Annotated in this window: 24 protein-coding genes; 11 read left to right on the forward strand and 13 right to left on the reverse strand. The window is 63.5% G+C overall.

Annotation, left to right across the window (positions count from 1 at the left end):
• Positions 1 to 42: 42 nt before the first annotated feature.
• The 3 genes from BN1119_RS08375 to BN1119_RS08385 all read right to left on the reverse strand — a co-directional run bounded on the left by BN1119_RS08375 (position 43) and on the right by BN1119_RS08385 (position 2,301).
• The gene (locus BN1119_RS08375) at positions 43 to 852 is read right to left on the reverse strand and encodes a MipA/OmpV family protein (protein ID WP_041996457.1); all 810 of its coding nucleotides are present in this window, start codon (positions 850 to 852) and stop codon (positions 43 to 45) included.
• Between the two features lie 135 nt (positions 853 to 987).
• On the reverse strand, positions 988 to 2,058 hold the full coding sequence (locus BN1119_RS08380; RefSeq protein WP_041996460.1) for an AI-2E family transporter: 1,071 nt from the start codon (positions 2,056 to 2,058) through the stop codon (positions 988 to 990).
• 9 nt (positions 2,059 to 2,067) lie between these two features.
• Positions 2,068 to 2,301, reverse strand: coding sequence for a sulfurtransferase TusA family protein (locus BN1119_RS08385; RefSeq protein WP_041996463.1), 234 nt, complete (start codon positions 2,299 to 2,301; stop codon positions 2,068 to 2,070).
• Positions 2,302 to 2,420: 119 nt separating this feature from the next.
• On the opposite strand from BN1119_RS08385, the gene bepA reads away from it, so the two are divergent.
• A complete protein-coding gene (bepA, locus tag BN1119_RS08390) occupies positions 2,421 to 3,875 on the forward strand; it encodes a beta-barrel assembly-enhancing protease (protein WP_041996467.1) in 1,455 nt (484 codons plus the stop codon).
• Positions 3,876 to 3,941: 66 nt separating this feature from the next.
• On the opposite strand, the gene BN1119_RS08395 is transcribed toward bepA, so the two are convergent.
• Positions 3,942 to 4,388: a TlpA family protein disulfide reductase gene (locus tag BN1119_RS08395; RefSeq protein ID WP_041996468.1), complete on the reverse strand. Its 447-nt coding sequence runs from the start codon at positions 4,386 to 4,388 to the stop codon at positions 3,942 to 3,944.
• A gap of 173 nt (positions 4,389 to 4,561) precedes the next feature.
• Between BN1119_RS08395 and arsC the strand changes: the two genes are divergently transcribed.
• The gene (gene arsC / locus BN1119_RS08400; protein WP_041996470.1) at positions 4,562 to 4,912 is read left to right on the forward strand and encodes an arsenate reductase (glutaredoxin); all 351 of its coding nucleotides are present in this window, start codon (positions 4,562 to 4,564) and stop codon (positions 4,910 to 4,912) included.
• On the forward strand, positions 4,909 to 5,289 hold the full coding sequence (locus BN1119_RS08405) for a DUF2069 domain-containing protein (protein ID WP_041996473.1): 381 nt from the start codon (positions 4,909 to 4,911) through the stop codon (positions 5,287 to 5,289). Before arsC ends, BN1119_RS08405 begins: the two co-directional genes overlap by 4 nt.
• A gap of 69 nt (positions 5,290 to 5,358) precedes the next feature.
• Here BN1119_RS08405 and BN1119_RS08410 read toward each other — a convergent pair whose 3' ends face one another.
• Together BN1119_RS08410 and BN1119_RS08415 are read right to left on the reverse strand one after the other, a co-directional pair.
• Positions 5,359 to 6,693, reverse strand: a complete 1,335-nt coding sequence (locus tag BN1119_RS08410) for a metal-dependent hydrolase family protein (protein ID WP_041996476.1) — start codon at positions 6,691 to 6,693, stop codon at positions 5,359 to 5,361.
• Between the two features lie 164 nt (positions 6,694 to 6,857).
• Positions 6,858 to 7,463, reverse strand: coding sequence for an acyl carrier protein phosphodiesterase (locus BN1119_RS08415; RefSeq protein ID WP_041996480.1), 606 nt, complete (start codon positions 7,461 to 7,463; stop codon positions 6,858 to 6,860).
• Positions 7,464 to 7,881: 418 nt separating this feature from the next.
• Here BN1119_RS08415 and BN1119_RS08420 point away from each other — a divergent pair, with 418 nt between their 5' ends.
• Positions 7,882 to 8,664: an ABC transporter substrate-binding protein gene (locus BN1119_RS08420; RefSeq protein WP_041996482.1), complete on the forward strand. Its 783-nt coding sequence runs from the start codon at positions 7,882 to 7,884 to the stop codon at positions 8,662 to 8,664.
• A gap of 58 nt (positions 8,665 to 8,722) precedes the next feature.
• On the forward strand, positions 8,723 to 9,853 hold the full coding sequence (gene iadA, locus BN1119_RS08425; RefSeq protein WP_041996485.1) for a beta-aspartyl-peptidase: 1,131 nt from the start codon (positions 8,723 to 8,725) through the stop codon (positions 9,851 to 9,853).
• Positions 9,854 to 9,930: 77 nt separating this feature from the next.
• Here the strand turns inward: iadA and BN1119_RS08430 are convergent, their stop codons facing one another.
• Positions 9,931 to 10,833 carry a LysO family transporter gene (locus tag BN1119_RS08430; protein ID WP_041996487.1) on the reverse strand — a complete coding sequence of 301 codons (903 nt, stop codon included), beginning with the start codon at positions 10,831 to 10,833 and terminating at the stop codon, positions 9,931 to 9,933.
• Positions 10,834 to 11,367: 534 nt separating this feature from the next.
• Between BN1119_RS08430 and BN1119_RS08435 the strand changes: the two genes are divergently transcribed.
• From BN1119_RS08435 to BN1119_RS08450, 4 genes are all read left to right on the forward strand, one after another.
• Complete coding sequence (locus BN1119_RS08435; RefSeq protein ID WP_041996490.1) at positions 11,368 to 12,138, forward strand: ABC transporter ATP-binding protein; 771 nt, start codon at positions 11,368 to 11,370, stop codon at positions 12,136 to 12,138.
• Between the two features lie 49 nt (positions 12,139 to 12,187).
• Positions 12,188 to 12,961: an ABC transporter substrate-binding protein gene (locus BN1119_RS08440; protein WP_041996492.1), complete on the forward strand. Its 774-nt coding sequence runs from the start codon at positions 12,188 to 12,190 to the stop codon at positions 12,959 to 12,961.
• A 163-nt stretch (positions 12,962 to 13,124) separates the two neighbouring features.
• Positions 13,125 to 13,865: an ABC transporter permease gene (locus BN1119_RS08445; RefSeq protein WP_041996618.1), complete on the forward strand. Its 741-nt coding sequence runs from the start codon at positions 13,125 to 13,127 to the stop codon at positions 13,863 to 13,865.
• A gap of 93 nt (positions 13,866 to 13,958) precedes the next feature.
• Complete coding sequence (locus BN1119_RS08450; protein ID WP_041996496.1) at positions 13,959 to 14,651, forward strand: ABC transporter permease; 693 nt, start codon at positions 13,959 to 13,961, stop codon at positions 14,649 to 14,651.
• A 54-nt stretch (positions 14,652 to 14,705) separates the two neighbouring features.
• Here BN1119_RS08450 and BN1119_RS08455 read toward each other — a convergent pair whose 3' ends face one another.
• The 3 genes from BN1119_RS08455 to BN1119_RS08465 all read right to left on the reverse strand — a co-directional run bounded on the left by BN1119_RS08455 (position 14,706) and on the right by BN1119_RS08465 (position 19,212).
• A complete protein-coding gene (locus tag BN1119_RS08455) occupies positions 14,706 to 15,347 on the reverse strand; it encodes an energy-coupling factor ABC transporter permease (RefSeq protein ID WP_041996498.1) in 642 nt (213 codons plus the stop codon).
• Between the two features lie 50 nt (positions 15,348 to 15,397).
• Positions 15,398 to 16,183 (reverse strand): pyruvate formate lyase 1-activating protein, encoded by a 786-nt coding sequence (pflA, locus tag BN1119_RS08460; RefSeq protein ID WP_041996502.1) that lies wholly within the window; start codon positions 16,181 to 16,183, stop codon positions 15,398 to 15,400.
• A 65-nt stretch (positions 16,184 to 16,248) separates the two neighbouring features.
• A complete protein-coding gene (locus BN1119_RS08465; protein ID WP_041996505.1) occupies positions 16,249 to 19,212 on the reverse strand; it encodes a sensor domain-containing phosphodiesterase in 2,964 nt (987 codons plus the stop codon).
• 132 nt (positions 19,213 to 19,344) lie between these two features.
• On the opposite strand from BN1119_RS08465, the gene BN1119_RS08470 reads away from it, so the two are divergent.
• Entirely contained in the window at positions 19,345 to 21,042 is a 1,698-nt protein-coding gene (locus BN1119_RS08470) for an FAD-dependent oxidoreductase (RefSeq protein ID WP_041996507.1), read from the forward strand.
• A gap of 10 nt (positions 21,043 to 21,052) precedes the next feature.
• Here BN1119_RS08470 and BN1119_RS08475 read toward each other — a convergent pair whose 3' ends face one another.
• Positions 21,053 to 22,042, reverse strand: coding sequence for a hypothetical protein (locus tag BN1119_RS08475; protein WP_041996509.1), 990 nt, complete (start codon positions 22,040 to 22,042; stop codon positions 21,053 to 21,055).
• Between the two features lie 196 nt (positions 22,043 to 22,238).
• Here BN1119_RS08475 and thiI point away from each other — a divergent pair, with 196 nt between their 5' ends.
• Positions 22,239 to 23,687: a tRNA uracil 4-sulfurtransferase ThiI gene (gene thiI, locus BN1119_RS08480; protein WP_041996511.1), complete on the forward strand. Its 1,449-nt coding sequence runs from the start codon at positions 22,239 to 22,241 to the stop codon at positions 23,685 to 23,687.
• Between the two features lie 88 nt (positions 23,688 to 23,775).
• On the opposite strand, the gene BN1119_RS08485 is transcribed toward thiI, so the two are convergent.
• Both BN1119_RS08485 and BN1119_RS08490 read right to left on the reverse strand, forming a co-directional pair.
• A complete protein-coding gene (locus BN1119_RS08485; protein ID WP_041996514.1) occupies positions 23,776 to 24,165 on the reverse strand; it encodes a hypothetical protein in 390 nt (129 codons plus the stop codon).
• 102 nt (positions 24,166 to 24,267) lie between these two features.
• The gene (locus BN1119_RS08490) at positions 24,268 to 24,900 is read right to left on the reverse strand and encodes a trimeric intracellular cation channel family protein (RefSeq protein ID WP_041996517.1); all 633 of its coding nucleotides are present in this window, start codon (positions 24,898 to 24,900) and stop codon (positions 24,268 to 24,270) included.
• Between the last annotated feature and the right edge of the window lie 186 nt (positions 24,901 to 25,086).

Consider the following 25,086-nt stretch of genomic DNA (forward strand, 5'->3'; position numbering starts at 1 on the left):
TGGGGGCCTGTTGTCGTCGCCTGGGGGCCCGCTTGCCCGGGTTTACCAGATATAGCCCAACCCGACCCCGGCATAGAGCTCGCCGCCATGTTGCACCAGGGGGCTGTCGGCCACGTCGTCATCATAGCGTTCGTAGTTGATGCCAAAGCCGCCAATCCAGTGGGGGCTGAAACGGTAACTGCCGATGATGGAGGCCATGGGGGAGAGGGTGGTGCCCGTGTTCCACTGCTCCCGCCCCGGCGCCACCTCGTCGTCGGAGACACCGCCGAAATAGTAGTTGGCCAGGTTGTGGCTGCGCAGCATCAGGCCGGCCCCGGGCATGAGCAGCAATCTGCCGCGCACTATGGGGAAGTTGGCCCAGGCCATCACCTCCTGGCCCTTGCTGTTGCCCGTGACATCGCTGGTGGCTCGCAAGGTCAGCAGGGCATAGGGGGTGACGAGATCGGCGCCGAATCCTGCCTCCAGCTGGCCTTTGCGTCTGTGGATGCCATCGAAGAAGGGGTCATCATCCGGATCCAGGTTGCCAAAGCGCACGCGGCCAAAGCCATAGGTCGACAGATTGCCGTCCCGGGAGAGGTAATAGCGGGCCCTGTCTCCCAGATACATGAGGTTGTCACCAAAATAGAGGGCCCCCGGGATGGGCAGCAAGGTGTCATCCTGGTGCTGATAGCGCGCCTGACCGCCGATGAAGGCGCCGCCCAGCACCAGTCCCTTGGGAATGGGGCTGGCCGGACTGTCGCTGGCGAAGACGCTGAGGGCCCCCAGGTCGATATCGGCCAGGGCGGGGGGAGCCAGCATCAGGGCCAACAGGCTGACAAGGGCGGTGGGGAGCCGCGTGCGGACAGAGGGCATGGAGAAATTCCTTGTGATCCATGGACAAGGGGGCTCGGTCAGACCGGGCCCGGGTGGATGCTGCCAGTGAAGCCTGTTTTTGCGATCCCTTCAAGCCCGGGCGCCATCGTCAGGGAAGAGGCCCAGGCCCTGGACTCAGCCCGCAGGCTGGGTCTCTTCATCCCGCTTGGGCCAGGCATTGATCACCGCCTTGACCAGGGTGGCCAGGGGGATGGCGAAGAAGACGCCCCAAAAACCCCACAGGCCGCCAAACACCAGCACGGCGATGATGATCACCACGGGGTGCAGGTTGACCGCCTCCGAGAAGAGCAGGGGCACCAGCAGGTTGCCGTCGAGGGCCTGGATCACCAGGTAGGCGACCATCAGCCAGGCAAACTCCGGGGTGAGGCCCCACTGGAACAGGGCCACCATGGCGACCGGTACCGTCACCACGGCCGCGCCTATGTAGGGGATGAGCACAGAGAGGCCGACCGCCACCGCCAGCAGGGCGGAGTAACGCAGCCCCATCAGGGCGAAGGGGATATAGGTGGCGATGCCGACGATGAGGATCTCGATCACCTTGCCCCGGACATAGTTGATGATCTGATCGTTCATCTCCACCCAGACCCGGTTGACCAGGGTGCGATTGCGGGGCAGGAAGCGGCGGATCCCCCCCAGCAGCACCCCCTTGTCCTTGAGCATGAAGAAGACCATCAGCGGCACCAGGATCAGGTAGATGAGCAGGGCGACCAGGTTGATGAGGGAACTCAGGGAGGCGCTCACCAGCTTCTCGCCACCGCTCAGGATGCGCTGGCGTATGTTGTCGATCAGCGTCTCCACCAGGCTGATGTCGATGAGCTCGGGGTACTTCTGTGGCAGGGTGCGCACCGCGTCCTGGGCATGGGCCAGCATGGCGGGGGACTCCTTGGCCAGGTTGATCCCCTGACTGAACAGGGTCGGCACCAGGCCGAGCAGGGCCAGCACGGCGAGCATCAGAAACAGCAGTAACACCAGGGCGGTAGCCGGGGTGCGGCCCAGGCCCAGTCGCTGCAACCGGCTCACCGGCCACTCCAGCAGGTAAGCCATCACCACGGCCACCAGCAGGGGCGCCAGTATGTCGCCAAACAGCCAGAGGGTCGCGAAACAGAACAGCAGCAGCAGGAAGAGGGTGACGGCGTTGGGATCGGAGAATCGAGTCTGATACCAGCGCTTCAGGACTTCAAACATGGGTACTCCTCAACAACAGGGTGGCTCCCCGACCGTCAGCTGCAGCTGCAGGCGCGCAGGGGTCTGCTGGCACAGCACCACGGCATGGCCCTGGCGCGTGAGATAGGCCGGAATGTCCCGTCGCGAGCCGGGGTCGGCCAGGCTGATGGCCAGGGCCTGGCCCGGCGTGGCCTGACGCAACCAGAGTTTGACCATGATGAGTGGCTCGGGACAGCGATAGGGGGTCAGATCCAGGTGCTCCATAACGGCTCCAGCGGGCGAGACGCCGCTATTATGGCCGCGATGGCGCCCTGAAACAACGCTTGTGGGGCGCGGGGGGCGAAGGTATCCTGCCGAAGACCCTATTTGGAGATAGCGATAACGTGGCACGTTTTTCCCCCCTGACGGCAAGCATTCCCCTGTTGTTCTCCCTGATGAGCGCCAGCTTCACCGCCCAGGGCAACAACCAGCTGCCCGACATCGGCACCGCCGGCGTCGCGGCCCTGCCCATCGAGCAGGAGGTGCGCTACGGCAATGCCTTCATGCGCTTCGCCCGCGCCGGTCTGCCCGTTATCGACGACCCCGTGCTCAACCAGTACATAGACGATCTGGGTCAGCGCCTGCTCACCAACGCAGACGGGGTGCGCTTCCCGTTCACCTTCTTCCTGATCAACGACCCCAGCATCAACGCCGCGGCCTTCCTCGGCGGTCGGGTCAAGATACACACTGGCCTGTTCCTCTACGCCGACAGCGAGAGCGAGCTCGCCTCCGTGCTGGCCCACGAAATCACCCACGTGACCCAGCGCCACATCGCCCGCTATCTCGAGTCCAAGGCGAGCAGCACCGCCATGACCCTGGCCGGGCTGGCGGGCTCCATCGCCCTGGCGGTGATCAATCCCACCGCCGGCATAGCCGCCCTGCAGACCACCCTCGGCCTCTCCATGCAGTCGGCGATCAACTACACCCGGGACAACGAGTACGAGGCGGATCGCATCGGCATGAAGACGCTGTATGACGCCGGTTTCGACCCCAGCGGCATGGCGACCTTCTTCCAGAAGCTGGCGGCGGAGTACCGCTATGCCAGCAAGCCCCCCGAGATGTTGCTGACTCACCCCCTGCCGGAGACCCGCATCGCCGAGGCCCGCGCCAGGGCCGCCAGCTATGGCAAGCGCAACCTGGCTCCCAGCCTGGACTTCTGGTTCGCCAAGGTGCGGATCCAGGCCCGCTTCGGTACTGAGCGCCAGGCGGCCCTGCTCACCTTCTTCGAGCAGCGCATCGCCAAGGGGGATTACCCGCTAAAAGATGCCGCCCTCTATGGCAAGGCCCTGGTGCTGCTCCAGCTCAAGCGCATCGATGAGGCCGACCTCATCATGAAGGAGCTGGCCAGCCGTCACCCGGAGGATCTCTTCATCCTGGATGGTCAGACCGACATCGATCTCGCCAAGGGGCGCGGCAGTCAGGCCATCGCCCGTCTCGAACAGTTCCGGCGCCGGATGCCGGACAACGAGGTGGTGGTCATCAACCTGGGCAACGCCTACCTGGAGAGCGGCAATGCCGCCAAGGCCATCGCCATCCTGGACCCCTACGCCCGGGAGCATGAGGAGAACAGCCTGACCTGGGGCTTGCTGGCGGATGCCTATCGCAAGGCGGGCAGGATGGAGGAACTGCACATGGCGCGGGCCGAGACCCTCTCCCTGCGGGGGGACTACCAGGCCGCCATCGACGAGCTGATCGTGGCCCGTGGCACCACCAGCAACAAGCTGAGCCTGGCGCGCATCGAGGCGAGGATCACCGAGCTGGAACGGGAGAAGAAGGCCCTGGAGAGCCTCAAGATGTGAAGGGCCAGCCGCCGCAGAGGGCGCAGTGGGTGACCACTGCGCCCTTTTTGTTGCGCGGGCGGCATCTCATGGCTGCGGGAGCGTCAGGGCCGCGAGTCGCGCGTCATCGAGCTCACCCACCAGGGTCTGCACCAGCTTGCCCTCGCCATCGAGCAGATAGCTGGTGGGCAGCTGGCCCGGGCGCGGGAAGGGGAGAGGGGCGCCTCCGTCGTTGCGCTGCATGATGGGTACCCGGATGTCGTGACGGCGGGCGAGTTCGCCGAGCTCGGCCGGGGTCATGGCATCGAAGCTCAGGGCCAGCACCTGCACCCGCCCCTCGGCGTGCAGGGCGTTGAGCAGGGGCATCTCCCGCAGGCAGGGAGCGCACCACTGGGCGAAGTAGTTCACCAGGAGCGGCTTGCCGGCAAACTGGCTCAGGCTGACCGCCTCGCCCCGGGCATTGCTCAGTTCGGCTGGCGGGCGGCAGGCCCCCAGCAGACAGACCAGGGCCAGCGTCCAGATGGTTCTTGGCATCCTCTCCTCCTCGTGTGCGGTTGACTCTGTGGCGGAGCGCGCCCCTGATCGGGCTGTCCCGGCACAAGTTGATAACGGTCCGGTTTCATTTCATCAATGGGAGACGGCCCCCCGGCTTTGCCATACAATAGCGCCGTTTCTTTCCCTCTCATGCGATAAATCAGGGAGTTATCATGAGCGAGACCCAAATTTACCACAATCCACGCTGCTCCAAGAGCCGTGAGACCCTGGCCCTGCTCGAGCAGCACGGCATCCAGCCCGAGGTGGTGCTCTATCTGGAGCAGGCCCCAAGCGAGGCGACCATCCGCACCCTGCTGACCCAGCTGGGCTTTGCCGATCCCCGTCAGCTGATGCGTACCAAGGAAGATCTCTACAAGGAACTGGGGCTGGGGGAGGCGAGCGGCGATGCACTCATTCGCGCCATGCACCAGCATCCCAGGCTCATCGAGCGCCCCATCGTCATCCGCAAGGGGCAGGCCCGCATCGGTCGTCCCCCCGAGCAGGTGCTGGAGATCCTCAAGTGACCACCTTTGCCGCCCGTCTGCTGACCCTGGTCGGCTTCCTCGGCCTGCTGGCCTGGGTCATCATCTGGCACGTCTGGCTCTCTCCCCACCCGGATCTCAACCCCTGGTTGCTGCCGGTGATCTGGACCGTGCCCCTGCTGTTCCCCTTGAAGGGCATACTCCAGGGCAACCCCTATACCCACGCCTGGGGCAACTTCGTGCTGATGCCCTACTTCCTCCATGCCCTGACCCTGATCACCACGGATGAAGGGGAGCGGTGGCTGGCGGTGGTGGAGCTGGTGTTCACCATCCTCGCCTTCGTCGGCACCATCTATTATGCCCGCCTGCGGGGCCGTGAGCTTGGCCTGAGCATTCGCAAGAAAAAAGAGCAGGCCTGACGCCATCTGGCTGGCAGAACACCCTAAAAAAGGCCCCTTTCGGGGCCTTTTATTTGCGCGGATCAGGGCTCAGAGGCTGTTCTTGTAGATCTTGCCGTCCTTCATGATCAGCTGGAAGTTGTTGGCCGGATCGGCCACCAGGGCGAGATCCTGGAGGGGATCCCCCCTGACCAGCAGCAGATCGGCCAGCGCCCCCGCTTCCACCACGCCGAGTCTGCCCGGGTAGGGGTTGCGCGGGCCCGAGAGGGCCAGCAGCTCGGCATTGTCATGGGTGGCCATCTTCAGCACCTCGGCCGGGGTGTACCAGGTGCCCATCCTGGCCAGCATGGTGCCCTGGCTGGCTGCGGCCTCGGCGCTGAACAGGGCATCGGTACCGAAGGCGGTCTTGATGCCGTACTGCCTGGCCAGGGCGAAGGCCTGATCGGTGCCCTTGTACATCTCGAGCTGCTTGAGGCGATTGGCCGAGCCCTCCGGGAAGGGGGACTTGCGATCGTCGGTGAAGGGTTGCAGGCTCCACCAGACCCCCTTCTCGGCCATCAGCCTGGCGGTGGCCTCGTCGAGCATCTGACCGTGATCGATGCACTTGACGCCGGCCTCGATGGCCTGGCGCACCGCCTTCGGGGTGTAGGCGTGCACGGTCACATAGGTGCCCCAGTTGTCGGCGGCCTCCACGGCGGCGCGGATCTCCGGCACTGTGTACTGGGTCACGTCGATGGGATCATAGCTGGAGGCGACACCACCGCCCGCCATCAGCTTGATCTGGGTGGCGCCCAGGGCCAGCTGCTCCCGGGTGCGCTGGCGTACCGCGTCCGGGCTGTCGGCGATCATGGCCGCATTGGTCCGCTCGCCGAAGGAGTATTGCCCCGCCAGGGCCGGCAGCTCGTTGGGCAGACGAAAGTCGCCGTGACCGCCGGACTGGGAGATCATGGCGCCAGCCGGCCAGATCCGCGGTCCCTGGATGATGCCCATGTCGATCCCCTTCTTGAGGCCGAACACGGGACCGCCGAGGTCACGGGCGCTGGTGAAGCCGCGCATCAGCATGTCGTTGGCGGCCCTGGTCGCCGCCACGGTGGCGAAGGTGATGTCATTGGTCAGCAAGGCTATCTGTGGCAGGGTGGCGAACATCAGATGGGTGTGGGCATCGATGAGGCCCGGCATCAGGGTCTTGCCCTGGCCGTCGATGCGCTGCACCTCGCCCTCCACCTGGATGGGGCCCTGGCTGATCCGGCTGATGAGATTGCCCTCCACCAGCACGGAGGAGGGGGCGCTGAGGGAACTGCCCTTGCCATCGAAGATGCGCACGTTTTCAAACAGGATGGCGGACTTGGCCGGCTCGGCGGCCTGGGCCGGGCCCCCCGTGAGGAGGGCGCCGCACAGGACGCCACAGAACAATCGCAGTGACATGAAGAGGTCTCCTTGGGTCTTGATGGCTGGGATCCTGGTCTGGCTCTGCGCTGTCGGCCTGGATCCAGACAGCAGTCTCCTCCCTTTTTGGGTGTCATAAAAGCCCCATTCTGATCGCGGCCCCGTTTTCCTTTCCCGCCAGCCGGCGCAGACGGGCCCCGGTCTCATGGTGCCCTGGTGGCGCGGTAGTGGACGAGTTGCTGCGCGCTGTGCTCCATCAGCTGGGGATAGAAGCGCACAAAACCCTGTTCGCAGGCATGCCAGGCCCCCTCGTCCAGGGTGGCGAGGGCCTGGCCCAGGGGGAGTGGACGGCGCAGGCGGCGGCCTATGCCGTTGAGAGCCTGACCCAGCCCCTCCCGGTGCCGGTAGGAGGCGATCCAGTCCTGCTCCGCCATCCGCCTGAGGGGCATTGGCAACCCATCCGGCAGGCGGGCGTGATCCGCCAGCAGCTGACCATAGCTTTGCTGCAGGAAGCGGGGCAGGGGATCCGGACTGAATTGCTGCCAGTGGCAGCAGAGCCAGTGGTCGTAGAGCATGTCCACGACAATGCCGCCAAAGCGGCGCCAGGGGGGCGCGAAGCAGGCGACCGCCGCCCTGTGCTCGGGGTGGGCATCGGTGAAGGCGTCTATCTTGCGGTGCAGCCAGACCCCCTCATCGAAATGGGCCGCGAGACCCGTCGGCAACGGGCCCTTGATGAAATCCCCCAGCAGGTTGCCGGTGAGAGAGCTTTGGGTATGGGCCGCCAGATGGAGGTGAGCCAGAAAATTCATGGGATCAGGGTCGTTGGCAGGTCGATGGCAAGGTGCTCAGAGCCTAGAGGATCCTGGTTCTGTTGGCCATGGCCAGGATTTTTGCGAGGGCCCCACAAGCCCCTCTTGCAGGGCAAATTTGGGGCGTGCTAAGGTGGATCTCATCTTTGTCACAGGACGCGACAGACCATCATGATGCGCAAAGCCAGAGGCTTTTTTCTGGCCTTCTACTTCAAGCCTTTCTACCTCTCCGAGTGGTTCGACGAATAGATCGAGGCCCCGGAGCAGCTCATTGACCCCCGCCGATCATTGATATCTGTCGATCATTGGTACCCATAGGGGCTGATCTCGCTCATCCGCGTTTTGCCGTTTGTTGGCCATCGCCTGCCCATGCTTGCGATGCCCTGACCGCGCCTGTGCGCTTTGTAATGGAGTACTCATGATGAATACCAAACTGACCCTGTCAGCCCTGTTTGCTGCCTGCCTGCTCACCACCCCCGTCATGGCCAAGGAGTGGAAAACCGTGCGCTTCGGTGTGGAAGGCGCCTATCCCCCCTTCTCCTGGACCGATGCGTCGGGGGAGATCAAGGGCTTTGACATCGATCTCGCCCATGCCCTGTGCCAGCAGATGGCCGTCAAGTGCGAGCTGGTGGCGCAGGATTGGGACGGCATGATCCCGGCCCTGCTGTCGCGCAAATACGACGCTATCATCGCCGCCATGTCGATCACCGACGAGCGGCGCAAGAAGGTCGACTTCACTGAGAAATATGCCCACATTCCCAATCGCTTCGTGGCGGCCAGGGGCACCGAACTGACGCTGACGCCGGAAGGGATGGCGGGCAAGCGCATCGGCGTGCAGCGGGCCACCACCCACGACAAGTACCTGGCGGACAATTTTGGATCCGATGTCACCATAGTGCGCTACGGCAGTGCCGACGAGGCCTATCTCGATCTGAAGGCCGGTCGGGTGCTGGCCTTGCTGGCCGACGCCTCTGCCATCGATCAGGGGCTGCTCGGCAAGGCAGGCGGGGACAAGTTCGAGTATGTGGGGCCTGCCCTGACCGATCGCCAGTGGTTTGGCGACGGCATGGGGATTGCGGTGCGCAAGGGGGATCAGGATCTCAAGGCCAGGCTGAACGAGGCAATCAAGACCCTGCGTGCCAACGGCAAGTATCAGGAGATCAACCAGAAGTACTTTCAGTACGATATCTATGGCGATTGATGGGTAACAGGCAGAGGGAGCCTGCTCCCTCTTTTTTCATGCAGCAAGGAGAGAGCCCATGTTGACCCTGATCGAGGGTGCGGAAATTCATAGCCCGGCCCCGCTCGGCCAGCAGGATCTGCTGGTGGCCGACGGCCGCATCGCCTGGTTGGGCAAGGGGCTGACAGTCCCCCCTGACTGGCCGCTGGAGCGCGTCGACGGTCGTGGCCGCTATCTGGTGCCCGGGCTGGTGGATCCCCTGGCCCACATCACGGGGGGCGGTGGGGAGGGGGGCTTTGCCTTTCGTACCCCTGAACTCGCGGCGGGAGAGGCGCTCAAGGCCGGTGTCACCACGCTGGTGGCGGCGCTTGGCACCGACAGCCTGACCCGCAGCCCGGCCCAGGTGCTCGGCAAGGTGCGCGAGTTTCGCGCCGCCGGGGTGAGCGCTTACATGTATACCGGCTCCTATCACCTGCCGGTCAAGACCCTCACCGGCAGGGTGGAGTCGGACATCATGCTGATCCCCGAGGTGCTGGGGGTGGGGGAGCTGGCCATCAGCGATCACAGATCCAGTGCGCCGTCCCACGACGAGCTGGCGCGGCTGGTGAGCGAGGCGCGGGTGGCCGGGCTGCTCGCGGGCAAGAGCGGGGTCAGCTTCTTCCACGTCGGGGATGGCCGCGGGGCCCTGGCGCCGCTGCGGGCCCTGCGCGATGGCACCGACATCCCCCTGCGCCAGCTCTACCCCACCCACTGCAACCGCAACCCCTGGCTCTTTGCCGAGGCCATCGACTGGGGCCGGGCGGGGGGCTGGATCGATCTCACCACCTCGAGCTTCCCCGAGCTGCTGGACGATGGCGAGCAACTGGCGGCAGAGGCGCTGGTGGCGCTGCTGGCGGCCGGAGTGCCTGCCGATCGCATCAGCTTCAGCTCGGATGCCAACGCCAGCCTGCCGCGCTTTGACGGCGAGGGGCACCTTGTGGAGATGCGCTGCGGCCAGATTGCCAGCCTGTGGCAGGAGTGCGTCCGCGCCTGCGCCCTTGGGGTGTCGCTCGAGGTCGCTCTCGGGGTGGTCACGGCCAATCCGGCGCGGGCCCTGGGACTGGTGGGCAAAGGGGGGATCGGGGTGGGGCAGGATGCGGATCTGCTGCTGATAGCGCCGGAGCACCTCGCCATCGAGAGGGTGATGAGCGGCGGCCGGTGGCGAGTCTAGAGGTGGCACTCCCCTGAACCAACAAAAAGCCCGGCATTGCTGCCGGGCTTTTTTCGCCTGGGGGGGGCGCGCCCGGCTCAGATGGCCAGGAAGGCCAGGATCAGGATGGGGCCCAGCAGGCTCAGGATAAAGCCGGAGACGATGGCGATGGGGACCATGGTGATGCCACCGGAGCGCTGGATCACCGGCAGGGTGAAGTCCAGGGCGGTGGCGCCGCCGTATCCCACCGCCGCCGAGGGGTGGTGGCGCATCAGCATGGGAATGATGAGGATGGCGATGAGTTCGCGGCCCAGATCGTTGAGGAAGGCCGCCGAGCCCAGCACTGGCCCCAGCTTGTCGGCCACCAGGATGCCGGAGAGAGAGTACCAGCCGAAACTTGAGCTCATGGCCAGCCCGTGGCTGAAGGGCATGCCGAGCAGCAGGGAGGCCAGCAGACTGCCAAGCCAGCTGGTGAGGATGACGACGGCGGCTATCTTCATGCCCCAGGGATTGAGCAGGATCTGGCGCAGGTGCATGCCGGAGTTGCGCATCTGCACCCCGATGAGAAACAGCAGCAGCATCAGCGCCCATTCGCTGAGCTGGTCGATGGGCAGGAAACGGGGCTCGAACAGCAGGCCGATCAGGGTGCCCGCCAGCACCACGAAACAGAGCTGCACCGACTCCCACAGCATCTTCCACTTGCTCGGCATCTGGCCATTGAGCCCGGCGTGGGCGGGGGGATTGCGTCTGTCCAGCCACCAGAGTCCCGCCAGGTTGCACAGGGTGGTGCAGCCCAGCATCAGGGCTGCGACCGTGAAGATGCGGGGCAGGTTGCTCCCCAGATCGTCCACGAAGGCGAGCCCCAATCCCATCAGAAACAGGATCAGATAGACCAGCTTGCCGAGGGCGCCGTTGACCAGCTTGAGCAGGGGCTTGGAGGAGAGGGGAACCAGGTAGCCGATCCCAAGGGGCAGGAGGATCAGCAGAACATTCAGCAGCATCGGGGCCTCAAAGACGAAAATGATAAAAACGACACCTTATCATTAGTTATTAATCGGGTGTCACATATCTGTTAGAAAACTTGTCTCATCCGACCCTCTTTTTGAGCAAACCCTGCTCTTGTGTCCGTTTCTGCTGTGGGGCGACCTTGCCGGAATAGCAGCCTCAATGGCCAAAAAGTCAGGAAAATCACGTGGATCCCGCATCGTGTCCCGTGAAGAACAGGTATGAATAAACAGGCTTTTGTGCTGTTATGGTCAAGATGCGCAAATCTGACCGATTGGCTGTGCCATCAAAGGAAAAGTCCGTTCTGGACGCGGAAGGGGTAAATTGTATTTTATGCAGACAAAGTGCTGAAAAATACCGCCAAGGCCAATAAAAATACAGATAAAACACCAAGTACCTCCGTTCTGTATTGTTTTTTGACCATGTGGATGATATTTTCGCTGAAGGTTGCCATCGGTTAACATTTTGTTAATGGAGAGATGGTGGTATTACGCCCCTGCGGCGTCTAGGGACAGACAAGGTTGTAATGGATGAGCGACGTTGCCGCACTGGAAGTTCGTGATTTGCACAAGTACTTTGGCACCCACGAAGTGCTCAAGGGCATCGATATGACGGCCCACAAGGGAGATGTCATCTCCCTGATCGGCTCCTCGGGCTCGGGGAAGTCGACCTTCCTGCGCTGTATCAATCTGCTCGAAACCCCCTCCTCCGGCACTGTCTCCCTCCATGGGGAGCTGATCCGGATGAAGACGAGCCGGACCGGTGAGCGCACCCCGGAAGACATGCGCCAGGTGGAACGCATTCGCAGCCGCCTGGCCATGGTGTTTCAAAGCTTCAATCTCTGGTCACACATGACCATCATGCAGAACATCATCGAAGTGCCCATTCAGGTGCTCAAGGTTCCCCGTGCCGAGGCCATCGCCAAGGCAGAGCAGCTGCTCAACCGGGTGGGCCTGTGGGAGCGTCGTGACTATTATCCCGGCCACCTCTCCGGCGGTCAGCAACAGCGGGCCGCCATTGCCCGTGCCCTGGCGGTCGATCCCGAGGTGATGCTGTTTGACGAACCGACCTCGGCGCTGGACCCCGAACTGGTGGGGGAGGTGCTCAGCCTGATGCGGGAGCTGGCGGAAGAGGGGCGCACCATGATGGTGGTGACCCACGAGATGTCGTTCGCGCGGGATGTCTCCAACAAGGTGATGTTCCTGCATCAGGGGGTGGTGGAGGAGCAGGGCAATCCCAAGGAGATCTTTGCCCATCCCAAGTCGGAACGCTTCAAGCAGTTTATCTCCTCCATCTATTGATGGTGGAGTCTTCGCAGTATCCCAGTTGCTTTATCAAGGAGAGATGACAATGAAAAAACTGATGCTGGCCACGGCCATTCTGAGCACCCTGGCGTCCGGCAGCCTGATGGCCAAGGAGTGGAAAGAAGTCCGAGTCGGGGTGGAAGGGGCCTACCCTCCCTTCTCCTGGACCGAGCCCAGTGGCGAGGTGAAGGGCTTTGACATCGACATCACCAATGCCTTGTGCGAAGAGATGAAGGTGAAATGCACTCTGGTCAAGCAGGACTGGGATGGCATCATTCCGGCGCTGCTGTCGCGTAAATACGACGCCATCATCGCCACCATGGACATCACCGAAGAGCGCAAGAAGAAAGTGGACTTCACCCAGAAGTACCAGCACATTCCGGCTCGCTTCGCCGCCAAGAAAGGCACGGATCTGCAGCTCGACAAGGCCTTCATGGAAGGCAAGACAGTGGCCGTGCAGCGCGCCACCTCCATGGACACCTACATCACAGACAACTTCCCCAATGCCACCATCAAGCGCTACGGCACCGCGGACGAGGCCTACCTCGATCTGAAATCGGGCCGTGTCGATTACGTGCTGGCCGATTCTGCCGCCATCAGCGACGGTCTGCTGAAGAAGGATGGCGGTGACGCCTTCGAATTCGTCGGCCCGAAACTGACCGATCCCAAGTGGTTCGGCGAGGGTGCCGGCATCGCGGTGCGCAAGGCTGACAAGGATCTGAAAGAGAAATTCAACGCCGCCATCCTGGCCCTGCGTGCCAATGGCAAATACAAAGAGATCAACGACAAGTACTTTGATTTCGACGTATACGGCGAATAACAGGGCGACAGCCTGATCTCCAACCGTCGTCATCGGGCCCGCGGCTTTTCCCACGAAAACGGCGGGCCCGCTTAGTTGTGATTTGATGTGTTTGATTTAAAAGGATATACCCCTTCTACCCTGGAAGGGCGAGCCCACTCAATTGGGTGTAATGGAGCTGCATGTGTTTGATTTGAAAGGATATGAAGCCTCCCTGATGGAAGGCGCCTGGGTCACGTTGCAGGTGGCGCTGGCCTCCTTGCTGCTGGCGCTCCTGCTCGGGCTGCTCGGCGCCCTGGCCAAACTCTCCCCCTACAAGTGGGCCCGTGGCCTGGCGACCGGCTACACCACCCTCATTCGCGGCATCCCAGACCTGGTGTTGATGATGCTGCTGTTCTTCGGCGGTCAGGTGCTCATCAACAGCATCTGCACCTGGATCAACGAGCAATACAACGCCTGGCTGCTGAGCAGCGACCCCAATCAGGAGTGGGTCTCCCTGGTGCCCGATTACATCGACATCAGCCCGTTTGCGGCCGGGGTGGCCACCATCGGCTTCATCTTCGGCGCCTACATGACCGAGACCTTCCGCGGCGCCATCCTGGCGGTGGACAAGGGGGAGCTGGAAGCAGCGCGCGCCTTCGGCATGCGGGCCAGTCAGGTGTTCGTGCGCATCCTGTTTCCCCAGATGATGCGCCACGCCCTGCCGGGCTTTGGCAACAACTGGCTGGTGCTGCTGAAAACCACGGCCCTGGTCTCCATCATCGGCCTCGATGACATGGTGCGCAAAGCGTCGCTCGCGGCGGGCTCGACCCAGTTGCCCTTCACCTTCTACATGGCGGTGGCCCTCATCTTCCTGGTGTTTACGGCCGTCTCCACCTCGGCGCTCAAGTGGGCCGAGCGTCACTACGCCATCAAGACGAGGTAAGTCATGCCGTATTCAATGCAGTCATTCGTTTACTGTGATCGTCGCGAAGTCTGTGCCGAGCGTATCTACATCACGAGCAAGACGAGGTAAGCCATGGACTTCTCAATCATTCTCAAGGAGTGGCCCACCTACTGGCAGGGCCTCTATACCACAGTGCTGCTGGTGGCGGCCTCCCTGCTGCTCGGCCTCATGCTGGCGGTGCCGGTGGGCATATTGCGCAACCACAGGAACTGGCTGATCAAGGGGCCTATCTGGGCCTATATCTACTTCTTTCGCGGCACCCCGCTGCTGGTACAGCTCTTCATCATCTACTACGGCGCCGCCCAGTGGGAGTGGCTGAAGAACAGCGCGGCCTGGAGCCTGTTTGCCGAGGCCTGGTTCTGCGCCCTGCTGGCGTTTACCCTCAATACCGGGGCTTACACCGCCGAAATCGTGCGGGGCGCCGTGATGAACATGCCCAAGGGGCAGATAGAGGCGGCCCAGGCCTTTGGCATGAGCCCCTGGCAGACTCTCACCCGCATCATCTTGCCCAACTCGTTTCGCCGGGCCCTGCCAGCCTACAGTAACGAGGTGATCTTCATGCTGCAAGGATCGGCGGTGGCGGGCATCATCACCATCGTCGACCTGACCGGTGCCGCGCGGATCATCAACTCCCGCTATTACAGCCCGTTCGAGGCCTTCATCACCGCAGGCCTGCTCTACATGATGCTCACCTTCATCATCGTCTGGCTGTTCAAGAAGCTGGAGTCGCGCTGGCATGCCCACCTGCGCCCCCGTACCGTCTGATACCTGGCCAACAACCCAAAAAGCCCGCAATTGCGGGCTTTTTTGGTGCTCCCCTCAGCGGCCGAGGTAGGTGCGGTCGAAGAAGGTGTAGACCCAGTGGGGGCGATAGACGGCGAGAAGCGTCATGGTCATGCCGTTGAGCAGGGCCTCGGGGAAGAGCAGCAGGGGCCAGATGGTGAGGTAGTCATCCAGTATGGTCTGCCAGGGGTAGTCACCGCTCAGGCCAAGCAGCAGGGCGGTGGCCAGCATCTTGGCCGAGATGGCCAGGGCGCCGCCGAGGAAGGCGGCGACAAACAGGTAGACGAACAGGTGGCGGGGCAGCCAGGCCCAGCTCCCCAGGAACAGCAGCCAGCTGGTGGCCACCGGCAGGGCGATGCCTATCAGGGCATGCCAGCCGATGTCGGCCCAGGGCTCTGTGCCCGCGCAACTGAGCAGCAGCAGGGTGAGGGTGGGCGCCCAGAGTGCCAGGCGCCAGCCCAGCAGCAGAGTCAGGCTGGTGATGCCGAGAAAGTGGATGGTCAGACCCTCATGGAGTCCGGCCCGCAGCAGCCACAGCGGCAGCAAGGCGATGGCACTGCCCAGCAGCAGGTGTTGATAGAGGGGGGTCGAGCGCAGGCTCTGCCAGAGGCTCCCCTTGAGGGTCGTCGTCAGCAGCAGTAACCAGAGAAGCAGGGCCGCGAGTTGGCCTTCACTCATGGGGCATCCTTGCCTTGGGGCCGCGAGCGGGTCGCGGCCGAATCAGGGGATCAGTACTTCACATTGCCATGGTACTGGCCGAGGATGGCCTGGATCTTGTCCATGGTTTCCCGCTTGGGGGGGTGAATACCGGTCAGTTCGTAGGTTTCCCCCAGCACGTCCCACTTGTGTTTGCCGAGTTCGTGATAGGGCAACAGCTCCACCTTCTCCACTGCGCCGCCCAGCTCCCTGATGAAGCGGCCCAGTCCCTCGGCGCTCTCCTCGTCGTCGGTCCAGCCCGGCACCACCACGTAGCGGATCCACATGGTCTTTCCCTTGGCGGCGAGATGGCGGGCGAACTCCAGGGTGTACTTGTTGCTGACATGGGTCAGGGGGATGTGCTTCTCGTCATTGATCTGCTTGATGTCGAGCAGCACCAGGTCCGTGTTGTCGAGCACCTTGTCGAGCATGTCGTCGTAATGACGCACGAAGCCGTTGGTGTCGAGGCAGGTGTGGATCCCCTGGGCCTTGCAGGCGGCAAACAGCTCGGCGATGAAGGCTTGCTGCAACATGGCTTCCCCGCCGGAGGCGGTCACGCCGCCGCCTGAGGCATTCATGAAGTGGCGATAGCTGGTGAGATCCTTCATCAGCTCGGGCACCGTCACCTCCCGGCCGCCCTGGGTGTCCCAGGTGTCCCGGTTGTGGCAATACTTGCAGCGCATCAGGCAGCCTTGCATGAAGACGATGAAGCGAATACCGGGGCCATCGACGGTGCCGCAGGTTTCAACGGAGTGGATCCGGCCAATGACACCGGGTGCACTGGTTTGAACGGCAGGGATCTGATTACTGACAGACATAGACAACTCCAGCGTTTCGAGCAGGCCGTTATTTTATTACTAAAGTCCCTATAAATCCTACATGTTTAGCCGGGCGACAAGGGGGCCAGCAGCGCCTCCAGCCCCTTGACCGGCAGCGGCCTGCTGGTGAGGAAGCCCTGATAGTGCTGGCAGCCGAGCTGCTTGAGCATGTCGAGCTGCTCCTGCTCCTCGACCCCTTCGGCGGTGACGGTGAAGCGAAATACCCGGGCCAGATCCAGGATCGCCTTGACGATGGCCCTGTCCTGCTCGCTGTGGACCAGGGTCTGGATGAAGCTTCTGTCCAGCTTGACCTCATCGGCCGGCAGATCCCGCAGGTAGGCCAGGGATGAGTAGCCGGTGCCAAAATCATCAATGGAGAGCAGGATACCGAGCTCCTTGAGCTGGCGCATGCGGGCGATACTCTCCAGCCGGTTCTCCAGCACCACGGACTCGGTGATTTCCAGCAGCAACCGGGAGGGGGGCACCCCGGTGTCACGCAATATGTACTCCACCTGCTGCACGAAGCCGGCGGTGTGGAACTGGCGGGCGCTGACGTTGACCGAGAGGTGGGGAATGACCCGCCCCTGGTTGAGCCAGAAGCTGTATTGGGCGCAGGCGGTCTTCATCACCCAGTAGCCTATGTCCTGAATGAGACTGGTCTCTTCGGCGATGGGGATGAACTCGCCGGGGGGCACCATGGTGCCATCGCTGCGCTGCCAGCGTAGCAGCGCCTCTATGCCGGAGAGGGCGCCGTTGTCGACCCGATACTGGGGCTGATAGTGCAACAGCAGCTCGTGGTTGCGCAGGGCGTCCCGCAGCTGGTTGTTGAGGGCCAGCTTGCTTTTCTCCTTCTCCGCCATGGTCTGGCTGAAGAAGACATAGCTGCCCTGGCTGCCGCGCTTGGCCATGTGGGCGGCGGTATCGGCCTGCTGCATCAGGATCAGGTGATCCTTGTCCTCCCCCGAGAAGAGGCTGATGCCGATGGAGACGCTGCAGTGCAGCTTGTGGGACTCGATGTCGAAGGGGATGCGAAACAGGCTCATCAGTTCGCGGGCGAAGTGCTCCGCCAGAATTTTGGCGGTGACATAGCCCTGACCCAGCGCGGTGAACAGCAGGGCAAACTCGTCCCCCGAGATGCGGGCCAGCACCAGATTCTCCTGGGGCAGTCCCTTGAGTCGCTCGACCACGGCCTGCAGCAGCTTGTCGCCATAGGCGTGGCCGAGGGAGTCGTTGATGGACTTGAAGTTGTCCAGATCCATCAGCAGCAGAGCGCCCCACTGGCCATTGGGCTCATCCAGGGTGCGGCGCAGGGCGTTGGTCAGGCTGCGGCGATTGAACAGGCCGCACAGATCGTCGTAGTAGGCGAGCTGCTCTATGTTGCGGGCCGCCTCCCGTTCCTTGCTGACGTCATAGAAGCTGCAGACCAGGTGGCTGACCTCGTCCTGTTCATTCTTGACCCCGCTCACCATGAGGCGCACCGGGAACAGGTTGCCGGCCTGGTTGAGGCACTGCTCCTCCCCGATCCAGAACTCCTGGCGCTGTACCGCCTGCCACACCTCCTCCTTCAGGCGATCGCCGTAATAGGGGGGGCGCAGCCGGTCGATGTGCTGGCCCACTATCCCCTGAGCGTCAAAACCCGTGATGCGGCAGAACGATTGGTTCACCTTGAGGATGATGCCCCTGGCATCGGTCACCAGCAGGCCGTCGTGGGTGTTGAACGCGACCTCGGCCAGCCGCAGGGCATCGTCGGCAGCCAGACGTTGCAGTTCGATGGCGGCGCGGCTGGCCTGGGCGCTCAGGGCATCGAGCAGGGGCATGGGATCGGTCAGGGTCTGGGGGAGCAGCAGGATGAGCTGACCGATGGGGGCCTGGGCCGCCTGTGCCAGGGGAATGCCGATGAAGGCCTGGGCATTGTGATGGAGCAGCCTGGTCGCCAGGGGGTAGCGCAGCGCCAGATCCTCCACATAGAGGGCCTGACCATGATGAAACAGCTCGGCGCTGGGACCGGGATCCAGGTCCATGGGGGGCCAGTGCTGCGTCTCGTCCCGATGGCGAACATGGCGCGGTATGACCCAGAGCTTGCTGCCCCTGGGTTGGTACTCACCCACCCAGCCCAGGGTGGCGCCACTGGCGGCGCAGGCCCAGCCGACCAGCGCCTCGCAATAGTCGATGCCGGTCAGCATGCTGAGCTCGCCGGGCAGCGCCAGCAGGGGCGCCACGTCCTGGAGGGGCTCGTCGCTTTGCGGCTGCCAGTGCCCCAGGCGCTGGGCGCAGTGGCGCACCAGTTGCAGCATCTCGTCGTTGAGCAGGGTCGGGCTCTGATACTCCAGGCTGAGCACCCCGATGAGCCTGTCATGGTCGAGCAGGGCGGCATCGAGGCGGGCGCGCACGCCATGTTCGCTCAGGTAGTAGTGCTGACAGAGCATGGGCTGGTGGGCTGCCTCGGAGAAGCTCAGGGACTTGCGGGTGCGCAGGGCGCGGATGTAACGGCTGTCAACGCGCAGGGGGCCGAGGGGAGAGGCGCTTGCCTCGTCCAGCCCCAGGGTGAAGACAGGGGTGAGCTGCTCGCCGCCAAACGGGCCGCTGGCCTGGTAATGCCAGAGGATGAGGCGATCCGCTACCAGGGTCTCCCTCAGGCTCTCCAGCATGGGGGCGAACTGCTGCTGGCTCGCCATCTGGCTCAGCCGGGGCAGGTGCAGGGCGAGATCCGCCATGACCTCCTGGGACTGGGTCTGCAGGCACAGCAGCCAGAAGGCGTCTTGCTCGTGGGAGAGGGCAATCTGCCAGATCATGCCGTCAAAGCGCAGGCTCAGCCGGCCGCTCTGACCCTGGCTCAGCATCCGCTCTATGGGGCCGCGCAGGGGCTCGGGCAACTGGGCTGGCCAGGGGGATCTGGGCTCATCGAGCCAGTGCAGGGGGGTCTGCATCACATCCGTCAGGGCGACCAGCCGCTGGCTGCGAGCATCCAGGCGAAAGAAGAGCGGTGCCGAGGTGCCGGGCACTGACTGGCGAAGTGCGATAGACGACATGAAGGGAAACATCCTGTTGAGCAACTGCCGGAGGGCCAAGAATACTGCATATTGGGGGCAAACAAAATTCCATTGATATCTAAATTAGGTGTTGCTAATTTATTGGTTTCCCGTGCCAACTGGAGTCTTGAGATGATGCGTATTCTGATTGTGGGTGGTGTGGCTGGCGGCGCCTCGGCGGCGGCCCGTGCCCGTCGAGTGAGTGAAGAGGCAGAGATAGTGATGTTCGAGCGGGGGGAGTTCGTCAGCTTCGCCAACTGCGGTCTGCCCTACCACATAGGGGGGGACATACCGGATCGGGATGCCCTGCTGCTGCAGACGCCCCAGAGCTTCAAGCGTCGCTTCAATGTGGATGTGCGGGTGTTTCACGATGTGATCGAGATAGACAGGGCGGGCAAGAGCCTGCTGGTGCGCAACCTGCAAACCGGGGAAGAGCGGCGCGAGCCTTATGATCGACTGCTGCTGAGCCCGGGGGCGGCGCCCATTCGCCCTCCCTTCCCCGGCATCGACAGCCCCCACGTCCATACCCTGCGCAACATCCCGGACATGGATCGCATCCTGGCGGCCCTGCACCATGACCAGCCTCGTCACGTCACCGTGGTCGGCGGCGGCTTCATCGGGCTGGAGATGATGGAGGCGCTGCATCAGCGCCAGCTGGCGGTCACCCTGCTGGAGCTCTCCGATCAGGTGATGGCGCCGGTCGACAAAGAGATGGCCAACCTGCTCCACGCCCGCATCCGGGAAGAGGGGATCGACCTGCGCCTTCGCACCGGCCTGTCTACCATCGAGAGCCTGGATGTGCCTGCGGAAAAGACGGCGGACGTGTCTGTCGCCCGCAGTGGCGGCCTGCGCCTGACCCTGAGCGACGGCTCCCACCTTGACACCGGCCTGTTGATCCTGGCCATCGGGGTCAAGCCCGAGACCCTGCTCGCCGCCAAGGCAGGGCTGGCGCTGGGGCCGCGCGGTGGCATCAGGGTGGATGCCGCCATGCGTACCTCGGATCCCTTCATCTATGCGGTGGGGGATGCGGTGGAGGAGACCGACTTCGTGACCGGCGAGCCTGTGCTGATCCCCCTGGCGGGCCCAGCCAACCGCCAGGGGCGCATTGCCGCCGACAACATGCTGGGGCGCAGCGAAACCTACAAGCAGACCCAGGGTACCGCCATCTGCAAGCTGTTCGACCTGGCGGTGGCGAGCACAGGCCTTAACGAGAAGCGGCTGGTGCAGCTGGGATGGCCGTTCGAGAAGGTCTATGTCCACCCGGGCAGCCACGCCGGCTACTACCCCGGTGCCCACCCCATCAGCCTCAAGCTGCTGTTTGCCCCCGATGGCAAGATCTACGGCGCCCAGGCCATCGGCAAGGATGGCATCGACAAGCGCATCGATGTGCTGGCGGTGGCCCAGCGCGCCGGTCTGACGGTGTTTGACCTGCAGGATCTGGAGCTCACCTATGCGCCGCCGTACGGCTCGGCCAAGGATGCGATCAACATGGCGGGCTTCGTGGCGAGCAACCATCTGAAGGGGGATACCCTGCTCTGTCACGCCGCCGAGGTCAATGCCCGCCACCCCCATCAGCAGGTGCTGGACGTGCGCAATGGCCCCGAGCTCGACAAGCTGGGGCGCATCCCTGGAGCGATGAACATTCCCCTCGATGAGCTGCGCGGCCGTCTCGCCGAACTACCCAAAGACAAGGAATGGCTGGTCAGCTGTCAGGTGGGCCTGCGTGGTCACGTGGCCTGCCGCCTGCTGAGCCAGCACGGTTTTCGGGTGAAGAACCTCTCCGGTGGTTTCAAGACCTGGCAGCTGAGCCTTGATGACGAGCGGCCGTGATCCGGGGCGGCTAGGGCGCGCGGCGGATCTGGCCTAAGCGGGTGAAGCCGTGCTGGCTCTTGCGCTTTTGGAAGTGGCTCTGGCGGACGGGGTGGAAGATCAGGGGGCGCGCGAGCGCCTCGTTGGCGCCGCGCAGACGACTGAGCATGGGCAGGGCCCCTTGTTCCGTGCTGATGAGCCAGGTCAGGGGCAGCAGGACGGGCGGGGAGGCAGCGCTGTCCTCCCCCAGTACCTTTTGTTCCAGGGCGTCCCTCGCCTGGGCAAAGGCCAGCAGCTGCTCCTGGGTGGCGGTGCCCTTGCCGAGGGTCTGGCACAGGGCGGCCAGGGCGAGGTGAAAGGTGCCGAGGGCCGCGCCATAGCCGGGGGCGGCGCGCCTGGCGAGCAGGGTATCGAAGGAGAGGCTCGCCAGACTGGCGGGCAGGCGCAGGCCCATCTCCAGATGGAAGCAGGCCTGGCCGCCACTGGGCTGGTAGCGGGATTCGCTCAGGTGCAGCAGGCGATCCAGGTAGTCATGGTCGGTGATGAGGAGGCCGTCATGGGTGAGCGCCCACTCCCTGGCCAGGTACATGGAGAGGAGATTGGCGAGGCGACGCGCCATGCGGATGCCCCCCTGATCCCGGCTGGCCAGCCCTTGCTCGAGGCCGTATTGGTGCAAGGCGGCCAGACCCGGCTGATCCGGGCAGAAGCAGTCGTGGTTGGCGCTCGCTCGCCAGCGGGCGATGAGCGCCCGGTTGCCAAAGACCTTGTGACGGACGAAGCCGGGGTCGAGCAGATTGCCCAGCAGCCCCATGAGCGGGGGCGTGATGGCATCAAAGTCAGCGGCGCTCGGGGGCGGCGCCAGCAGATCGCTCTGGCGGGCCAACCGCGCCAGCAGGGGGGGCAGGCGGCTCTGTTCGCTGACGGTGAACACGAAGGCGAGGCGCTCGAGCCAGAGCAGGGCGAATTTGAGCCAGAGCTCGTCGCGCACCTCCATGCCGGGGTAGTAGATAAAGGTTTTCATCTCGGGTGCTCGCCGTCCACCGTCGCAGCTGATGCAAGGAGGGGCAATATACCCAGTTCGTCCGGGCCCGGCAAATGGCGGCGCGGGCGAGGGACGCAGGAGCCGCCCTGGCGGTCGCCATGCCATCCTGGTAGGCGATGGCGGCAAGCTCTGCTATAATTCGCGCCCTTTTGTTAAGGTCACCCGAGTCAATGACATGAAGTTCATCATCAAGCTGTTTCCGGAAATCACCATCAAGAGCAAGTCAGTGCGTCAGCGCTTCACCAAGATGTTGCAGGGCAATATCCGCAACGTGTTGCGCCGTTTCGACGAGGACGCCCGCGTGCGAATGGATTGGGACAAGCTGGTGGTGAGCTCGCGCAACGATCAGTTCCACGCCCAGTATCTCGAGACCCTGGCCTGTATCCCGGGCATCCAGTATTTCCTCGAAGTGAAGCTGAGCAACTTTACCGATCTGCACGATATCTTCGAACAGACCCGCGCCGTCTGGGGCGAGCGCCTCAAGGGCAAGACCTTCTGCGTCCGTGCCCGCCGGGTCGGCAAGCACGACTTCAGCTCCCTGGAGCTGGAGCGCTACGTGGGCGGTGGCCTCAACCAGCACTGCGAGACCGCTGGCGTGCGCCTGAAGAAGCCGGACATCCAGATCAACCTGGAGGTGGAGAACGACGAGCTTTACATCATCAGCGCCGTCCACCACGGCATGGGGGGCTTCCCCATGGCGACCCAGGAAGATGTGCTGAGCCTGCTCTCCGGCGGGTTTGACTCGGGCGTGGCCTCCTACCAGTTCATCAAGCGTGGCTGCCGGGTGCACTACTGCTTCTTCAATCTCGGCGGCGCCGCCCACGAGATCGGGGTCAAGCAGGTGGCCTATTACCTGTGGAACAAGTTTGGCGCCTCCCACAAGGTGCGTTTCACCGCCATCGATTTCGAGCCCGTGGTGGCGGAGATCCTGGAGAAGGTGGACAACGGCCAGATGGGGGTGGTGCTCAAGCGGATGATGATGCGCGCCGCCGGCAAGGTGGCCGACCATTTCCAGATCCCGGCCCTGGTGACCGGCGAGTGCGTGGGTCAGGTGTCGAGCCAGACTCTCACCAACCTGAACGTCATCGATCGGGTGACCGACAAGGTGATCCTGCGCCCCCTCATCACCTGGGACAAGCCGGACATCATCAGCGAGGCGCGCCGCATCGGTACCCTGGAGTTTGCCGAGACCATGCCGGAGTATTGCGGCGTCATCTCCAAGAAGCCGACTGTGAAGGCCGAGCTCTCCCGCATCGAGGCGGAGGAGGCCAACTTCGACTTCGCCATCCTGGACAAGGTGGTGGACGAGGCGCGCTACCTCGACATTCGCCGTATCGGTGAAGAGACCGCCGCCCAGGTGCAGGAGGTGGAGACCACCCAGGTGCTGGCCGTCAACGAGGTGATCCTGGACATTCGCTCGAGCGATGAGCGCGACGAGAAGCCCCTGGTGGTGGAGGGGCGCGAAGTGCTGCACATCCCCTTCTTCAAGCTGGCGACCGCCTTTGGCGATCTGCCCAAGGAGCAGACCTACCTGCTCTACTGCGATCGCGGAGTGATGAGCAAGCTGCAGGCGCTCTATCTCAAAGAACAGGGCTTTGACAACGTCAAGGTGTACCGCCCGTAACCGGCCTGGGTGACCCCTGGCGTTCGCCAATAAAAAATCCGGCCATGAGCCGGATTTTTTTATTGCACGCCTGGTTGTACGCACCGCCCTATGGGCAGGGGACAGGGGTGAAGGTCGATTGACCCTGGCAACGCCAGCCCATCTGGGCCTGACGCATCTGCCACAGATTGTCACTGCGAAACAGGGTGAGGATGTAGAGCATGTCGTTCTTGCTGCCATCGAGGGCGACGGAGAGCACCAGATCGTTATCCAGCTGTTGGGCCTGGATACGGCTGGGCACGTCCCCGTGCCCCACGAAGCGCAAGGCGATGGCCCTGTAGTCGTTCACCCAGGTTTGCTGCCTGGTGTTGGCCTGGCGGATCTGCTGGTTGAACTCCTGCACCGGGGTGGAGGCGAGCCGCCCAAACAGGAGCTGGGCATGGGCACAGCTGGAGGCGACCAGGAGTAGCAGCGAGGTAAAGATCCCGAGTTTTTGCATGAAGGTTCCTGCCTGACAACGACTGCCCTCTATGACAACAGAAAAGCCTGCGAGGTTCAATCCGGCGGGTGGGTATGATCGTTCTGTTCGACTCCCTGGTATTCAGCCCCGTTGCAGGCTGAAGGTGGGGAGGGAGAGGTGCCAGTAGATGGCGGCGACCCGCAGGCCAAATACCACCCCCATGCTGACGAACATGGCCAGCACCCGCTCCACCTCGCACTCGAGGGCCACCGTGTAGACGATGCCGCCGAGGATGCAGGCAGTGGCGTAGATCTCCTTTTGCAGCACCATGGGGATCTCCCGGGCCAGCACGTCGCGGATCATGCCTCCCGCCACCCCCGTCATGGTGCCCATCAGAACGGCGATGAGACCGGAGGCGCCGAAGTGAAGGGCTTTCTGGGCCCCGATCACCGTAAAGAGCGCCAGGCCGAAGGCATCGGCCACCGGCAGTACATACCAGGGAAGGCGCTTGGGCAGCCCGGCCAGCCACATGCCCAGCAGGGCGGTGACCAGAATGACCCAGATATAGAGGGTGTCGCGCACCCAGAACACAGGGGTGGCTCCCAGGATCATGTCGCGGATGGTGCCGCCGCCGATGGCGGTGACCGCGGCCAGCACCAGCACGCCGAAGGCATCCATCCGCAACCTGCCGGCTACCAGCACGCCGGAAAACGCGAACACGGCGGTACCGAACATGTCGCTGACATAAACAATCTGATCAACCAGGCTCTGCATGGGGGAACGTCGACTCGAAAAACAGTGGGGCGAGGATTCTAGGGGGGGAATCGGCGGGCGCCAAGTCCGACCATGTGAAAGTGAGAGATCCACCCGGCTTTGCGGCCAGTGCCAGCCCGATGGTCGTCCTGGTGAGGGGGCTGGCGGCGCGGTTTGCCACCCTCTTCATGGTGAGGCGGGGGCATC

The organism is Aeromonas bivalvium (genome assembly GCF_000819765.1).
Taxonomy (GTDB): Bacteria; Pseudomonadota; Gammaproteobacteria; order Enterobacterales; family Aeromonadaceae; genus Aeromonas; species Aeromonas bivalvium.

Coding starts and splice junctions, on each gene's coding strand:
- BN1119_RS08375 (WP_041996457.1), bottom strand. CDS start 852: ATGCCCTCTGTCCGCACGCGGCTCCCCACCGCCCTTGTCAGCCTGTTG.
- BN1119_RS08380 (WP_041996460.1), bottom strand. CDS start 2,058: ATGTTTGAAGTCCTGAAGCGCTGGTATCAGACTCGATTCTCCGATCCC.
- BN1119_RS08385 (WP_041996463.1), bottom strand. CDS start 2,301: ATGGAGCACCTGGATCTGACCCCCTATCGCTGTCCCGAGCCACTCATC.
- BN1119_RS08395 (WP_041996468.1), bottom strand. CDS start 4,388: ATGCCAAGAACCATCTGGACGCTGGCCCTGGTCTGTCTGCTGGGGGCC.
- arsC (WP_041996470.1), top strand. CDS start 4,562: ATGAGCGAGACCCAAATTTACCACAATCCACGCTGCTCCAAGAGCCGT.
- BN1119_RS08410 (WP_041996476.1), bottom strand. CDS start 6,693: ATGTCACTGCGATTGTTCTGTGGCGTCCTGTGCGGCGCCCTCCTCACG.
- BN1119_RS08415 (WP_041996480.1), bottom strand. CDS start 7,463: ATGAATTTTCTGGCTCACCTCCATCTGGCGGCCCATACCCAAAGCTCT.
- BN1119_RS08420 (WP_041996482.1), top strand. CDS start 7,882: ATGATGAATACCAAACTGACCCTGTCAGCCCTGTTTGCTGCCTGCCTG.
- iadA (WP_041996485.1), top strand. CDS start 8,723: ATGTTGACCCTGATCGAGGGTGCGGAAATTCATAGCCCGGCCCCGCTC.
- BN1119_RS08430 (WP_041996487.1), bottom strand. CDS start 10,833: ATGCTGCTGAATGTTCTGCTGATCCTCCTGCCCCTTGGGATCGGCTAC.
- BN1119_RS08435 (WP_041996490.1), top strand. CDS start 11,368: ATGAGCGACGTTGCCGCACTGGAAGTTCGTGATTTGCACAAGTACTTT.
- BN1119_RS08440 (WP_041996492.1), top strand. CDS start 12,188: ATGAAAAAACTGATGCTGGCCACGGCCATTCTGAGCACCCTGGCGTCC.
- BN1119_RS08450 (WP_041996496.1), top strand. CDS start 13,959: ATGGACTTCTCAATCATTCTCAAGGAGTGGCCCACCTACTGGCAGGGC.
- BN1119_RS08455 (WP_041996498.1), bottom strand. CDS start 15,347: ATGAGTGAAGGCCAACTCGCGGCCCTGCTTCTCTGGTTACTGCTGCTG.
- pflA (WP_041996502.1), bottom strand. CDS start 16,183: ATGTCTGTCAGTAATCAGATCCCTGCCGTTCAAACCAGTGCACCCGGT.
- BN1119_RS08465 (WP_041996505.1), bottom strand. CDS start 19,212: ATGTCGTCTATCGCACTTCGCCAGTCAGTGCCCGGCACCTCGGCACCG.
- BN1119_RS08470 (WP_041996507.1), top strand. CDS start 19,345: ATGATGCGTATTCTGATTGTGGGTGGTGTGGCTGGCGGCGCCTCGGCG.
- BN1119_RS08475 (WP_041996509.1), bottom strand. CDS start 22,042: ATGAAAACCTTTATCTACTACCCCGGCATGGAGGTGCGCGACGAGCTC.
- thiI (WP_041996511.1), top strand. CDS start 22,239: ATGAAGTTCATCATCAAGCTGTTTCCGGAAATCACCATCAAGAGCAAG.
- BN1119_RS08485 (WP_041996514.1), bottom strand. CDS start 24,165: ATGCAAAAACTCGGGATCTTTACCTCGCTGCTACTCCTGGTCGCCTCC.
- BN1119_RS08490 (WP_041996517.1), bottom strand. CDS start 24,900: ATGCAGAGCCTGGTTGATCAGATTGTTTATGTCAGCGACATGTTCGGT.